The sequence below is a fragment of the Parasegetibacter sp. NRK P23 genome, from assembly GCF_023721715.1.
GTDB lineage: Bacteria > Bacteroidota > Bacteroidia > Chitinophagales > Chitinophagaceae > Parasegetibacter.
This window is the reverse complement of sequence record NZ_JAMDLG010000001.1, coordinates 999,831-1,015,114: the sequence shown is the minus strand read 5'-3', so window position 1 is coordinate 1,015,114 and position 15,284 is coordinate 999,831. Positions and strand designations below refer to the sequence as shown.

8 protein-coding genes are annotated in these 15,284 nt (G+C 51.0%); 7 read left to right on the top strand and 1 reads right to left on the bottom strand.

From position 1 onward, the window contains the following. Positions 1–49: 49 nt before the first annotated feature. From M4J38_RS04055 to M4J38_RS04035, 5 genes are all read left to right on the top strand, one after another. Positions 50–1,033, top strand: coding sequence for a helix-turn-helix transcriptional regulator (locus M4J38_RS04055; RefSeq protein WP_251758249.1), 984 nt, complete (start codon positions 50–52; stop codon positions 1,031–1,033). Between the two features lie 147 nt (positions 1,034–1,180). Continuing rightward, positions 1,181–3,952 (top strand): S8 family serine peptidase, encoded by a 2,772-nt coding sequence (locus tag M4J38_RS04050; RefSeq protein ID WP_251758248.1) that lies wholly within the window; start codon positions 1,181–1,183, stop codon positions 3,950–3,952. Between the two features lie 14 nt (positions 3,953–3,966). Then, a complete protein-coding gene (locus tag M4J38_RS04045) occupies positions 3,967–5,655 on the top strand; it encodes a hypothetical protein (RefSeq protein WP_251758247.1) in 1,689 nt (562 codons plus the stop codon). Further along, positions 5,655–9,221, top strand: coding sequence for a hypothetical protein (locus M4J38_RS04040; RefSeq protein ID WP_251758246.1), 3,567 nt, complete (start codon positions 5,655–5,657; stop codon positions 9,219–9,221). The genes M4J38_RS04045 and M4J38_RS04040 overlap by 1 nt, the downstream gene beginning before the upstream one ends. Before the next feature lie 86 nt (positions 9,222–9,307). Next, a complete protein-coding gene (locus M4J38_RS04035) occupies positions 9,308–11,695 on the top strand; it encodes a TonB-dependent receptor (protein WP_251758245.1) in 2,388 nt (795 codons plus the stop codon). A 203-nt stretch (positions 11,696–11,898) separates the two neighbouring features. On the opposite strand, the gene M4J38_RS04030 is transcribed toward M4J38_RS04035, so the two are convergent. Further along, positions 11,899–13,131 carry a multidrug effflux MFS transporter gene (locus tag M4J38_RS04030; protein WP_251758244.1) on the bottom strand — a complete coding sequence of 411 codons (1,233 nt, stop codon included), beginning with the start codon at positions 13,129–13,131 and terminating at the stop codon, positions 11,899–11,901. A 99-nt stretch (positions 13,132–13,230) separates the two neighbouring features. On the opposite strand from M4J38_RS04030, the gene M4J38_RS04025 reads away from it, so the two are divergent. Beyond that, positions 13,231–13,845 (top strand): RNA polymerase sigma factor, encoded by a 615-nt coding sequence (locus tag M4J38_RS04025; protein WP_251758243.1) that lies wholly within the window; start codon positions 13,231–13,233, stop codon positions 13,843–13,845. A gap of 47 nt (positions 13,846–13,892) precedes the next feature. Beyond that, the gene (locus M4J38_RS04020) at positions 13,893–15,095 is read left to right on the top strand and encodes a FecR family protein (RefSeq protein WP_251758242.1); all 1,203 of its coding nucleotides are present in this window, start codon (positions 13,893–13,895) and stop codon (positions 15,093–15,095) included. The last annotated feature ends 189 nt before the right edge of the window (positions 15,096–15,284 follow it).

Here is a 15,284-nt window from a genome sequence, read left to right as displayed (position 1 = left end):
TCCGTTCAAAAAATACCGCTATTGGGTCAATCGAAAAAAACCTTGTGCTATGGAATGGAACATCCCGTCTGTATTCAGGGAGCATTGTGTTCCCGGGAATTTTATGCATACTATTGGTACGCAGTACCACCCTCATTATTTTCATCTTCATCATTCATTGGGCCATGGATATGTATTTGTGAAAGAAGCGGAGCCTGGCTTACTGATCCGGAATTGGAACTACGAGCTAAGCGAAGCTGTAAGCTTTCATCTTCCCGGGATAAAAACCGGCGCGGAAAGATCGTTCAGTATCCTATGCCTGCAGAGTATTCCGCTGTTGCGGATGAATAACGGTTCTGCTGAAATCATACAGTCTGATGTGAATGAGCTCTTCATTTTCGCCAATACTTTCCGCGGTACCATTCACCTTGAGGGCGGCGCGGAAGTAAGGATAATAGAATTACTGGTAACCGAAGAATGGTTCCGGCTTCAGTATGATAATCCGGAAGAAATAGCACTGCGTGAAGCCTGGATGCAACTGTTCAATGAAAACAGTGCCAGAAAGATGCAGGTGGGGAACAGCGTTTTTTACCATGCCTTGCTGAACGCGATCGCTTCTGATGTGCACAGAGGTGCAGGGGGTAGTATTCTGGTAAAATCGCGGACGTTTGAACTGCTTGATTTCGTGGTGCACCAGTTGTTGCCGGAGCCTGCGTCTCAACCGGCGGATGAACAAATGGACGCGCTGAAAGAAATCCTCGACACCAGCGTCTTCGGAAAGTTACCCGCTATTGAAACAATGGCCCGCAAATTCGCCATGAGTGAATCCACGCTTAAAAGAAGGTTCAGGAAAGCCTTTGGCTCCGGTATTTATGAATACTATATCAAAAAGAAAATGGAGGCCGCAAGGGCATTGCTCTCCTCCGGCGACCTGCGTGTGTCGGAGGTGGCGTTCCGCCTGAATTATGAAAAGGTGAGCCATTTTATAGAACTGTTCACCCGGCACCATGGTGTTTCTCCCGGTCAGCTCCGTTCCCGTACGGGCGGACAATAACCCCCCTTTTAGTGGTATTGACAAACCCACCTTAACCTGTTATCTTTAGCGTCATTCAATCCCCTCTCCCTGGAAATTACACCGTTCCGTTCTGTTTGGTAGCACCGGCGTATGTATATCCTGCGCCTCACCCTAACATGTCCATACATGGAACAGGTAAAAAAGGACCTGGCGAATTACGCGTCCGACCGCTACTCCGCGAGCTTACAGGAGATAGAACTCATCAGGAGCGGCATCTACCATAACCGGAAGGGTAGTATTCCCCTCACGGAAATTCCGCACAACCGCGACCGACTTGCGTTGCGTATGGAGCGGGAAGGCCTGCCGCCCGACCAGGCCATTGAACGCATCAACGGGGTGCCCAATTTCCAGGATGTGTTTATCATCCGCGAACTGCTCCGTCTATCTGAATCGGTATGCAGAATCACCATTTCGAGTCCTTTCGGCGGTTCCGGCTTCGGAACGGGTTTTCTCATCGCGCCCGGACTGCTCATTACCAACCACCATGTTTTTCCCGATGCCGCCGCGGCCGCGCATTCCGTGGCGCAGTTCTCCTATGAACTCACCGGTAAAGGTGGTGTTACGGCGCCGGTAAGTTTCAGGCTGAAGCCTGAAAAGTTCTTCATGAGCTCTTCGCTTGAAAAGAACATCATGGTGCCCTATAGCGGCCTCGATTTCACGATCGTGGCGGTGGATGAGATTTCCGACAATGGTATTCCCATCACGGATTTTCCCTATACCCGCTTCGATGAAACCCTCGGCAAAATTGTGGAAGGAGAGAACTGCATTGTGATCCAGCACCCCGCGGGCGACTACAAAAAGATCGTGCTGAAAGATATCCGGATGATCACGCTGACCGATAATTTCCTTATCTATGAATCCGATACACTGCCCGGCTCTTCCGGTAGCATGGTGGTGGGATTGGGTACCGGTCAGGTGGTGGCGCTGCACCACAGCGGCGTGCCGCGGAGAAACGACAAAGGACAGTGGCTCCGCAAAGATGGCCTGCCCGTGCAGGCTGGTGATACAGACGATGTGATAGACTGGATCGGCAATGAAGGCATCCGCGTAAGCAGCATCGTAAAAGCAATTCGTTCAATCTCAATTCCTCCTGATATGGAACCCTACCGCCAGCAATTATTGGGTGTGGCCCAGACTGAGCCCGCACCACGCAGTACGCAACCCGCCAGGTCCGTTAAAACAGAAAGCGCTCCCGCCGATGCTTTGCCGCCTGCACAAGGTGGTACACTGTATTTTGAAATGGAACTTTCCGGCAACGATGCTTTGTTCGATGATTTTATAGAAGATCCCGGCAAATACATTGATGGTTTTGTGCAACTGGAACCGTTGTTCCCGCTCAGTTCTGATCCCGAACTGCGGCGCTACAAATACCTCACGGTGCGGAGTGCCACGCCTCCGTATGAACTGGCCGCAGCACTGGAGGCCCTGCCGCAGGTGGAAAGCTGCACACCCGACCTTCCGGCCTATACCGATGTTGGACTATCGGAAACAAATATGGGAGGAATGGCCACCGGGCAGGAGGAGAGTTTCATTTTCAACGATGGCTCCGCGAAGGAAAATGAACCAGAGTTTATAAAACGATGGAAAGATGCGAAGTTGAGCAAACCACATATCGACAACAACGACCTGGCGCGGCTGCGCCGCTGGAACTGGGATGCCGTTTATCCACCTTTCATAGTGAAAAATGAAACGGAAGCCGAGCGCGTCGAACGGGAACTCCGGGAGAAAAAATGCTGGGATAATGTGGACCAGTTACTCCCTTTCATGAAGATCGCGCAACTTGATACCGGGTATTCTCTGCATGGCAAAGTTAAGAACGGGTACAATTTCCTGGAAGACATGGACTTCATTGATGAAGATGATGATGCCGTTGATTCACACAGTAAATGGCTGCTTAAGTTCCCGGGTCATGGTACCCGCACCGCCAGCCTGGTAATCGGAGGTGTGAATGCACAGTATACCGGAGACGGTAACCTCGGGATGCTGGTGCGCAATGGTAAATTACTTCAAACCCTTATTCCCTATCGCATAGCCAAATCCGTTATATTGATCGGAAGGGGAAAAGAATTGGCCGATGCCATCAACCATGCCGTATTGAACGAGGTGGATGTGGCCTTCATGTGCATGGGAAGTTATCCCCGCCCCATGATCGCGAGGGTGGCGAAGATGGCTTATGATGCCGGACTGATATGGGTATGCGCCGCCGGCAATGAAGTGGAAATGGTGATAGCTCCAGCGCTATATCCCGGAACCATTGCCGTGGCCGCCGTAAACCCCGATGAGCAACCCTGGAAGGGTTCCAGTTATGGGAAAGAAGTGGATGTGGCCGCCCCCGGCGAAGATGTTTATGTGCCGTTCATTGATAAGGATGGCCGGGAAATTATGGTGTATGGCAGCGGAACAAGTTACGCCACCCCGCATGTGGCCTCCGCCGCGGCCATGTGGAAAGCCGCCCACCATGAAAGACTCGCCGCTTATTCGGAAAAATGGATGATACCCGAAGCGTTCCGGTATTGCCTGCGGCAAACAGCGCGTGCGCCCGCCGCGGATTGGAAAGAAAATCTTTATGGAAAGGGTATTCTGAATATTCCGGCGCTTATCGCATTCGAACCACCTCACGAAGATAAACTTACGAATGCGTACAAAGATAAAAACGTGCACCCCAAAGATGATCTCGGTATCCGTGAAGGCATCGCCTTCTTATGGAACCTCGGCAAAAGACTCACCACGAAAGGTACGGTGGAATCCATGCAGGGCGGCGTTTCCAGCAGGGGACGCACCGCGTTGGAAGCGTTGATGAAACCACAAAATACCGGCGCCCTGGAAGCTACTCCCATGGCCGACGCCGCCAAAGCGCGCCAGGCGCTTTCAGCTTATTTCCATGCCTATTCCGAATAAACAAACGAATTGCCATGTCAACAGCCTCCTACTTCGATTTTCATTTTCACCCCGCTTTCAAACAGTTCATCACCGTTTTTGATGAGCCGCGCTCCTCGCAAAGAAAGGCCGCGGAAATAAGACAGGAAATGGACCTGCGCAATGCGGTGCTTGATTTCCTTGACGAGAATATGCTGCACATCCTGGAGAGCCAGTGTTCTTACAACCAGATGCACCGCGGCGGGGTTAAACTCGGCATCGCGAACATCATCGCCATCGAACACGGCATCGCCGATGGGAGAAACCTCATTGGAAAAGTACTGCGCTCCGACCTTACAAGGCCCATGGATCCGGCTTTGTTACAGTCGATCAGGAAGGGGCAAACATCTTACTATGCTCTTTTTAAGAAAGAACTCGAAATGTACCGCATCCTTTCTGATGTGAACGATGGTGCGTTGGTAGAGATACTGACACGCAAAGCGCCGGTGCAATTCGATCAGAACAAGTTCTACCTCGCGATTGGGATGGAAGGCGGACACAACCTGAGCCGCTACTTTATCGCGCAGCCCGGTAAACCTGAATTCAGCGGAGATGCAACTAAGGATCATCGTGATGTGGTGTCCAGTTTTCATGCGCTTTTCCACGAGCTCTGGAACCGGAATATGGACCTTTTTTACATCACGCTCACGCACATGTCGTTTATCCCGGAGCAACATCTCGCCAACCATGCCTATGGGATGAAGTTGCTGAAGCACCCCGCTTTCATGCCCATCCGCAGCGGCTTGCACGAAGACGGGAAAAAACTGGTTTCGGCGGCATACGACATGCAGATGCACGGGGTACAAACACCGGTGCTCATCGATATAAAACACATGTCGTTGAAATCAAGACTGGATTTTTACGAATACCGGAACAGTAATGGCTATTCCGATATTCCCATCATCGCCACACACATGGGGGTGACCGGTTATTCCATCGCGGAATGGACGGCGGCACTGGAAGAACACGGGCTCGTGAAGCAGGATGGGTTGCAGGGCGTAAGCGTGGTGACGGAAAGAAAACCCGCGGGGGAGTGGGGCAAACTGCTCAACAAGGAATTTACGTTCAACCCCTGGAGCATCAACCTGATGGATGAAGACATCATTGAAATACTGCGCTCCGGCGGACTGATCGGGATGTCGCTTGATGTGCGGATACTGGGTTATGAACCCATGATCAAACTGAAAAAAGCGGAAGCCGAAGAGTTTTTTTCCGTGGCGGAATTCCGTCATTTTTTCCCGCACCTGCAGTTACCGCCTTCGGCGGCGGAGCCTGAACCCCTTACCGAGTCTGAACTCATCCCCACCAAAAAAGAAAGGCACCCGATTTGTTTATGCCTCAACATCATTCATATCCTTTCCGTGGCCGCCTGGAACAAAGACATTATCGGTAACAACATGCAGGATGCCTGGGACCATATCTGCATCGGCAGTGATTTCGACGGGCTTATAGACCCGGTGAAAATTTGCCGCGACGCTTCACAGATGCCCGCGCTGGAACAGAACATCTTCCGCTGGCTTCCGGTCGCGGAAACGGCGTACCGTAAAGTAAACGAAGGGCCTGCGGTGTTGCCGCGCAGTAATAATACCATCGACCTGGCCGCTTTGCGGCAGTGTGCACAAAAGATCATGTTCGGTAACGGGAAGCGGCTGGTGGAAAACTGGCTGCTTGGAAAACTACGGTAATGCACCGCCCCAACCTGTCAAAAGGCAAACGCTCCATCTATTTTATCGTGGCGCTCACCGCGTTGCTGGGCGCATTTTTCCTGCTGCTTTATTTTAATATTCTGCCTTCCAACCGGGAGCGCGTGAACAGGGATGTGTTCAGCATTCTCCGCTCCAGCGCCGCGAATATTTCAGCTGAAACGGAGAACTATCTATACCTCTGTAATGAATATACGAAGCGCGCCATAGATACGCAGCAATTACGCAGATGGTCAATAGATACCGTACCCAATATCATCAACGATTGGTTGAAGCGGAACAAATTAAGCCATACTGTGCAGCGGGTTCCGATTCCGGGAAAAGAAAAGCGGGAAGCTGAGGTCTTCAGTGCCGATACATTCCGGCTCACCAGTGTACGGTACAACAGTTTTTATTTTGAAAAGCAATGGGCAGAAGGTGTTCGTTTTCGTTACCGCCTTGCACTCGATAGTTTTATGCTGCGCATGGAAATGGACCAGCAACAGGAGTTTCTGGACCAGTACCTGCTGGTGGCCGACGCGGACGTGGTTTTTAAAAGTGCCGGCGTTTCCATCGCGAAGGATTTCGTGCTGGATTCTTTTCTGAAAAAAGAAAACAGGTTCACATCCGGCACTACCGTTCTTTCCATGGATGAGACACCCAGCCGCATATTTTATTATCCCTTTGAATTGGGGGGAAAGAATATGTTCCTCTGCGGCGTGGTGAAAGAAGCGGATTACAAAGCCGAATTGTACCGGCTTCCGGATGGGTTCATTTACATCATGGTGACCCTGCTGGTATTGCTCATCATTACACAACCCATCCTGAAACTCCCCTTAATGAGTATGCACGAGCCCGTGCGCTTTTCAGGCTTCGTATTGTTCGTGGGCGCTTTGTTCACAGGTGTTTCCGCCATTACCTTACTTACAGTACATATCCTGATGCTAACGGGCAGCAGTGTACGCTCGGAGGCTAATCTTCGGGAGCTATCGGCACAAATGAAACGTGGCTTCAACTATGAAGTCTGGCGTACACTCAAAGTGATGGATGCACTGGACGTGAATGTGGGGGAAAGTTTCGCGAAGGTTAACCCCGATTCCGCAATGATCTTTCAGAAAGAAAAGGAGTTGAAAGCGTTGCTGGACACTATGGAGAAAAGGGAAACCGCTACCGAAACCGACCGTGTTTTCTGGATCAGCGAAAAAGGATGGCAGGAGATGAAAGTGGAGAAGGGCATGGAAGGTGTTGGCAACCTGGACGTAAGCGATAGGGCCTATTTCAGGGATGTGGCGGACGGCAGGATGAATATGCTCCGCTTCTTCAGCCCGAAAAAATTTGCGATGGAAGCGTTGCGCAACCGGGTGAACGGCGCGTTCAGGATGGTGGTCAGTAAGAAGAGCCTCTGGCAGGGAAGGGTGATGGCCATTTCCACCTGCATGGGCACCTGGTGCGATCCGCTGCTTCCGCTCGGCTATGGATTTGCGTTAGTGGATGCGGATGGGGTGGTGCAGGTGCATGAGAAGGAAAGCAAAAATTTAAAGGAGAACCTCTTCAACAGACTTCCCGATCCCGGCATGTTGAAAGAAGTAATAAAGGGGCGGAAAACGGTGTTCCGGGCGGACGTACATCTTTACGGCCGGAAAGTGGACATGCTGATGACGCCGCTGGAAGGGTATCCTTATTTCCTGGTTACGTATTACAAGAAAGATTTTATGATGCCGGTGGTGCTGAAGATTCTGGTGTTTACCATTGCGCACGTGGCCATCATTTACCTCGTGTACATATTGGGCTGGTTGTTGTACTTCGGGAAAAGAATGGGTACGCACCCCAGGTTGTTCGCGCCGATACACCTGGTGGGCTGGGCGATTCCCGCAGAGAAGTTGTGGTCGTTCTACCTGAAAGGATCGGTGTTTTTACTGGTATCCCTGGTGGGGATCATCACGGCGATGGCGTGTGCGCCCAAACTGGAACACGGCAACGCGTTGGTGTTCACGCTGATCATGGTATCGCCGTTCCAGGTCGTTTCGGGGCTGGCGCTGGTCTATGCCTGGGAGCGGAAGGTGCGGAACGTGGGGCGCTGGATGCGCTGGTCCTTTTTCTCCGGGCATACATTGCTTACCATGAACCTCCTGTTGCAAGCCGGTATTTTTATCCTGAACTGTGTGGTGTTCTGCGGGATGGTGTACGAATGGATGCTTGTTTTCTGTTTGCAATTCTTTCAATGGATCGTGATTGTTTTTCCACTGAAAGTATTGCCGGGAAAGTTTCTTTTTCAACTGGTCCGGAAGCAACCGGAAAAGCCACCCTTAAAACAAAAGGGTTACCGACTGTTCTATTTCACCTACTTGTTCCTTCTGGTACTGATGGTGGGCGCATTGCCGCCTTCCTTGCTTACCTGGATGAGCCACAATATTGAGATTGAACAACAGATCAGGAAGCAGGAACTGAACCTGGCCGAAAGGGTAGGAGAAAGGTTGAGCAGGGATACGACTTATCACGCATTGTTTCCCATTGGAACATTGCTGGATGCCATGCCACGGGAGCAGCAGGCTGCCGCGCGGCCTTCCGCCCGGCGCATCACGGAATCGTACGGTTATTTTTCACCCACGCCTTTCCGCATCCGTCTTTTCACCGGTGCCGCCCCCGTTCCAGCCCCACGCATCACGGAACCACATTATTATGCGCTTTCAGCGAAAGTGGCCAACCGCGCTTACGATCCCATGTTCTACCCCGTTCTCCCCGATCTTGCCTCGGGTGCACAATGGAGTTTCGACCGCCAAAGGGACACCGTGATGCTTTGGTACAAACCACCCTTTCCTACACGCAATGCAGAAGGCGTTTTCGTTAAAATGGAAACGGGCCCGAGGTTCGTGTATTTCGATATGGGGGCCGCGGGTATTGCTTTAACGCTATTCGTCCTAATTATCCTTTACCTCCTGGCCCGCGTAATAAAGTATGGGACATTTTCGCTTTTTCTTTGGAAGTACCTGGCTGCCGCAGGCAAAAAGGGCAATGCCACCAGCCTGCTGGCACGGTGGAAAGAACAGGAATCATTCGATGCGTTCCTGAACACCGGTAGCCCGGAATACCGCATCGATGACCGTGAAAGAGCCATCATGAAAAATGTGGACAGGCACCGCAGCTTCTTCGAGTTCCTTTGGGAAAACTGCTCAGATAAGGAAAAATTCCTCTTGTTCGATTTCGCTTTAGATGGCTTGATGAATTACAAGAACAGCTACGAAATCACCAAACTGGTGGAAAAGGGCATCCTGGTGCCACACCGGAGACTGGATATACTCCGTTTGTTCAGCGCCTCGTTCCGGCTGTTCGTGCTCACCAAAAAGAATTCCCTGCAAATGGCGGAGATCACCCGGAAATATAACCGTGCATCGCCATTGGGCGTGTTCCGCTTCGTGCTCGTGGTGGTGGCTGTGGCGTTTTTCACTTTTATCTTCTTCACCCAGAATGATGTATTTGATAAGATTCTCGCTTTAACCGGGGGTATTGTTTCCGTGCTGGCTAATCTTTCCCGGATCACAGGAGCAGCAGCGGAAAAACAGGCGGGATAGAAAATTTCCGCATCTCGTAAATGGATTTCCCGATCGCGTAGATGGAATGGGCGGTTTTGCAGCAAATTTGCGCAAATTTCAAAAAGGTGCAAAAATCACTACTACTCATTGCGTTTATTTTCAGTTGCCTGGTATCCTTAGGGCAAGCCACATTAAAAGGAAAGGTCACCACTTCAGACGGTATCCCCGCCTCCGGCGTGAATGTGTTGCTGAAAGATGCCCGTAAGGGCGTGGCTACGAACGAAGAAGGACTGTTCATATTGAAGAACCTGAAACCCGGTACTCATTTGCTGGAAATCTCTTTTGTCGGTGCGAAAACCATAAATAGGGTGGTGGAACTGAAAGATGCCGGGATGACCGAAATACTGGTGGAACTGGCCGAAGCTTCCACCGACCTGGAAGAAGTAGTGGTGAACGGAAAGAAGACCATAAATAATACTTCCGTTTCCGTTGGTAAATTCCAGGCATCCCCGCGTGAATTGCCCCAAAGTGTTTCGGTGATCGGCCAGCAGGTGATCGCCGATCAGCAAATGGGCAGACTGAGTGACGTTATGAAAAATGTGAACGGCGTGGCCATAGGCACCGCGAGAGGTTCCGTTACTGAAACATTTTACGCGCGTGGATACAGCCTGGGTTCAAATAATATACTGAAGAATGGCTCCCGTACCAATACAGGCAGTATGCCCGAAGCGTCCACGCTTGAGTCGGTGGAAGTATTAAAAGGAAGCGCCGCGCTGTTGTATGGCGGTGTATCCGGTGGCGCCGTAGTGAACCTGGTGACCAAGCAGCCGAAGTTCCACCATGGGGGTGAAGTAATGTTGCGCGTGGGAAGCTACGATCTGTACAAGCCCACGATCGACTTATACGGACCGCTTTCTCAAAAGCTGGCTTACAGGCTGGTAGGCACTTACGAAAAAGCCGGGAGCTTCCGCGATGGGGTACACTCGAAAAGAAGTTACCTGAACCCCTCCCTGTTGTACAAACTCTCGGATAAAACGACCTTGAGGTTGCTGGGAGACTACCTCGCCACTGATTTCACCCCCGATTTTGGTTTGGGTTCAGTGGATGGAAAAATTCCTTCGGAAGACATGATTCCCCGCAACCGTTTCTTCAACACCGTTTGGGCCTACAACAAAATAAAACAACTGACCTCTTCCTTCGAAGTGGAACACAAGATCAGCGAGCACTGGAAAGTGAATTTCATCGGTTCCTATCAGCAATACAACCGGAACTATTTCGGAACGGAAAGAATACAGGCCGCCGCCAATGGCGACTGGAGCAGACCACTCACCAGGACCAAACAGGAAGAGGATTATTACACCGCGCAAATGAACCTGACCGGGGATTTCGCTACGGGAAAAATCAATCACAAAATACTGTTGGGTGTGGACGGCGACCAGAATACTACCGTCAATACGCAATTCAGGATTGCCGGAGGAACCGCATACGATAAGATCAACCTGCTTGATCCCGCCAAATTCACCCCGCGCACCGATATGCCCGTGACCACCGATACCGCTACCAGCCAGGCGCCCAGCTACCGGTTTGGTGTTTACCTGCAGGATATGGTGGCCATCACGCCCAAACTCCGTCTGCTCGCAGGTATGCGCTGGTCGTACCAGGAAACCGCTAAAACTACGGTCAATTATTTGCTGAAAGATAGTGTGGCATTTGGTGGAACTCCACGCACCGATAAAGCTTTTTCTCCCAAGGTCGGGCTGGTATATCTCCCGCTGAAAACAACTTCCGTTTTCATCAGCTACTCCAACAACTTCGTGGTGAACTCCGGTGTGGACATCTACAACCAGGCTTTGAAACCTTCCATCATCGATCAGTTTGAAGCCGGCGTGAAGAATGACTTCTTCGATGGGAAACTTTCCGCGAATTTTTCAGTTTACCGCATCATCAACAACAACCTCGCCCAGATGGCCGAACTGGATGCGAACGGAAATGTAAACAGCAATACCAACATCAAAGAGTTTACGGGGCAGACCACCAGCGATGGTTTTGAAGTGGACATTACGGCGTCTCTTTCAAAAAATATCTATTTCATTGGTGGTTACAGCAACAACTACATGCGTTATACCCGCACTTCAGGCGCTTCCAACAGCTTTGTAACAGGGGAACGTCTGGTGAACAATACGGCGCAAACGGCAAACGGAACCGTTTTTTATACCTTCAGCGGAACCAGTCTGAAAGGATTGAAGATCGGGGCTTCCACGTTTTACACAGGGAAGAGAGTGGCGGGATGGAACAATACGCAGGCGAACAAGGCTTCTAATGTAAACCGGAACATTCAATTGGGCGACTTCACCACTTTTGATGTATCGCTGGGGTATTCATTCAGGAAACTCTCGCTGCTGGCCAAATTGTCCAATATTACCGATGAACTGGATTACATCGTACATGAGAATTATAGCGTGAATCCTATTGCTCCGCGACAATTCAGCACCACACTCTCCTATAAATTCTGATCCTGCAAAACATACCGTCCGGGCCGTTCCGCAAGGAGCGGCTTTTTTTATGCCTGTTAACCGCTGGTTAAGTACGCCCTTTCATGTGGTGATTTCAAAAAGAAAACTGAACCTTTGCACATCAATAAAAGCTACGGCTTCGAAACGGCCCCTCATCCCTGTACCATAGAGAAGTTGAGTTTTTCATAAGCAGTATGTTTTGGTTAAGAAGCTCCCGCTCCAAAGGCGGGCTTTTCTTTTTTAGCCAGGCTCCGTTGTCCGCTCCACAATACCAGCAGCGCAACGAATGCGGCGCCCGCCATTACCGCCGCCAGGGGAACGATGGTGCCGTTGCTGAAGATGCTGATGGCCACGGATGCGAGCGAACCGATCCCCATTTGCAATGCGCCCATCAATGCCGAGGCGCTGCCTGCATTTTTCGTAAACGGGGCCATGGCCAGTGCGGAGGTGTTGGGGTTAATGCAGCCCAAACAGCAAAGCAATACGAACAGGAAGGCGATGGTGCTGTAAAGGCCCAGCCAGCCCGAAAGGGCCGCGATGGTAAATACCGTTCCCGTAATGGTTTGGCACACAATGGCGGCCGTAACAATCTGTTTGCTGGAAAAATGCAGCAGGAACAACCTGTTCAGCTGGCTCGCGCCGATAAAGCCAATCGATAAGAACGCGAATATCCAGCCATATACTTTATCACTTACCTTAAAGATGGTCATGAAAACGTAGGGTGAACCGGCCACATAAGCGAACAACGCGGCGAAAGCGATGGCGCCGGTGAGTACGTACACGAGGAAGCGGGGTTCGCGCAGCACGCCCGCAAAACCCAATAGTATAGGTTTGGGTTTCAGGGAAACGGAAGGATCGGGTTTGCGGCTTTCCGGTAAACCGAATATGCATCCGGCCAGCAGTGCGATGCCCATTAGTGTGAGCACGAAAAACACAGCGTGCCAGCCGAAGGCACTGGTCACATAACCGCCTGCCGTGGGCGCAATAAGCGGAGACGTGCCCAATACCAGGATCAGCATCGAGAATATTTTCGCGTTCTCCTCAATCGGGAAAAGATCGCGCACCATAGCTATGGACACCACACCGGCGGCGCAACTGCCTACCGCCTGGATGAACCGCAACGCGATCAGGCTTTCAATGCTGTTGCTGTACATACAACCCGCGGAAGCCAGTATATACGCGGTGAGCCCGATGTACAACGGGTTCTTCCGTCCAAACCGGTCAATGAGCGGACCGTACAGCAATTGGCCGGCCGTAATGCCGATGAAATAACTGGAAAGCGTGAGGGAAACCTGTGCCTCGGTGGTGTTCAGATCGGCCGCGATGGCCGGGAAACCGGGCAGGTACATGTCTATGGAGAAAGGCCCCAACGCCGTGAGCGCGCCGAGGATGAGAATAAGCGAATAATACCGGGAGCGGGAATATGTGGTGTTCAAGAGAAATTTTTTGCAAAGATGGGGTATTTGAAGAAATCCTTACCTTCAAACCGTTAAGGCTTTAAAACCAAATTAACTGTCCCCGTCCCGGTAAAGTTTATGCAGTCAGGAAATGAACATAGTGAGCAGGAACTGCTGTTGCGCATGGCGGAAGGCGATGCCGACGCTTTCAGGGCTATGTACGACCTGTATTACACCAGGCTTTGTTTTTTTGCGGCCAGTTATACAGGGGATCTTGCAGAGGCCGAAGACCTGGTGCAGGAACTCTTTATCCGCCTTTGGAGAAAAAGAACGGACCTTCCCCAGGTAAGTCACGTTAAAACTTATTTGTACACTTCCGCACGCAATGCAGCCTTCGATTTCCTGAAATCGAAGAAAAGGCAACACCTCCGACAGGAAACGCTGGAACTGGCCGATCAGTTAGAGGTGCTGGAGGAAACGGCACTGGTACGCGAGGAAGTGCTTCAACAGGTGATCGCTGAACTGGAAGCGTTACCCGACAAATACAAAACGGTGCTGAAGCTGTTGTTTATTGAAGGGAAAACTTACACTGAAGTCAGCGCGTTGCTCAACGTTCCCCAGGCTACTGTCAGAAAGCAAAAAGAGCGTGCGGTGGCGCTTTTACAATCGGTGTTGCTTAAAAACCAACTCTCGGCCTCCTGGGCTTTTTCTCCCTATTTTATTTTTTTATTAAAAATTGTCACAAAAGGATAATGCTGTCGTCTTAGAACCGGATGCCGCCAAAAGGCATTCCGTTTACCATGGCAGATATTCTTATTCATAGCGACATTATTGACCTGCTGTATAAACGCATCCAGGCGCAGGAGCTGAGTGTGCGTGAGTCGCGGCAACTGGAGGAATGGGGCGCACGTTCTCCCGAACATGCCCGATTGATAACCGACCTGGGCAACGATGTTTTCCTGATGCAGGCCATCCGCGAAAGGTACCAGTTGAAAAAAGAGTCGGGATGGGAAAAGATACAACACGAATTGCGCCAGGATGGCATGCAGGAAGCGCCCGTTCGCCCGATTTTCTTCTTCCGGAAAAAATGGTTCCGATATGCCGCGGCAGTATTGCTGTTCGCTACCGGGATTTATTTATGGGGAAAAAGGAATCCTGCTACGGATACTTCCACGCCGCAAATGGTAGTAACCGATCTGGCGCCGGGTTCCGAAGGAGCCGTACTCACGCTGGCCGATGGTACGGAAGTAGTGCTGGACAGCCTGGGTAACGGCGTAATCGCCAATCAGAGCGGCGCCGTGGTTGTACTTCGTAATGGACAACTGAACTATGATCCTGCCGCTGAAGCCACCGGGTCAATCGTCTATAATATCATGCGTACACCTAAAGGGCGCCAGTTCAGCGTGACCCTCCCGGACGGAACCAGGGTATGGCTCAATGCCGCCAGTTCCTTAAAATACCCCACCAGTTTCTCAGGAAACGAACGCCGGGTAGAACTTACAGGAGAGGGGTATTTTGAAGTGGCGCCGGATAAATCGAAACCATTCTTCGTAAAAGCAGGCAACCAGGCGGAAGTGCAGGTGCTGGGAACAAAATTCAACGTGAACGCGTATCATGATGAGCCGGGTACAAACACCACCTTGCTGGAGGGACACGTGCGGGTGAACAACCTTGAAACAGGAACACTCGCCGTGTTGCAGCCCGGACAACAGGCACGCATAGCCGGACAAAAAATCTCCGTAAGCAATGAACCCGATCTCGAAAAAGTGATGGCCTGGAAGAACGGACTCTTCAATTTTGAAGGTGCCGATCTGAAAGAAACCATGCGCCAGCTGGAAAGGTGGTACGATATAGAAGTGGTGTATGAAGGCACAATACCAGACGTCCACTTTTTCGGTAAAATGAGCCGTAAAGTGAACCTTTCCACGGTGCTTACCGCCCTGAAAGGATTCGGCCTGCAATGCAGGCTCACCGCGGAAGGAAAACTGATGGTAAGCCCTTAATTCCGTTAATAAAAATAATACTGACAACTATGCAATAAGAACCGGGTTGGCCAAAAAAAACCGGAAGTGCTTGAGACCACTTCCGGCTAAAAAGTTCGGCCGATTAAACGTAAGACTGATTCACTTTTAATAACCAAACCAATGCAATTTATGCAAAAAACTGCTATTGCCCGCCGATGCTTATCGGTT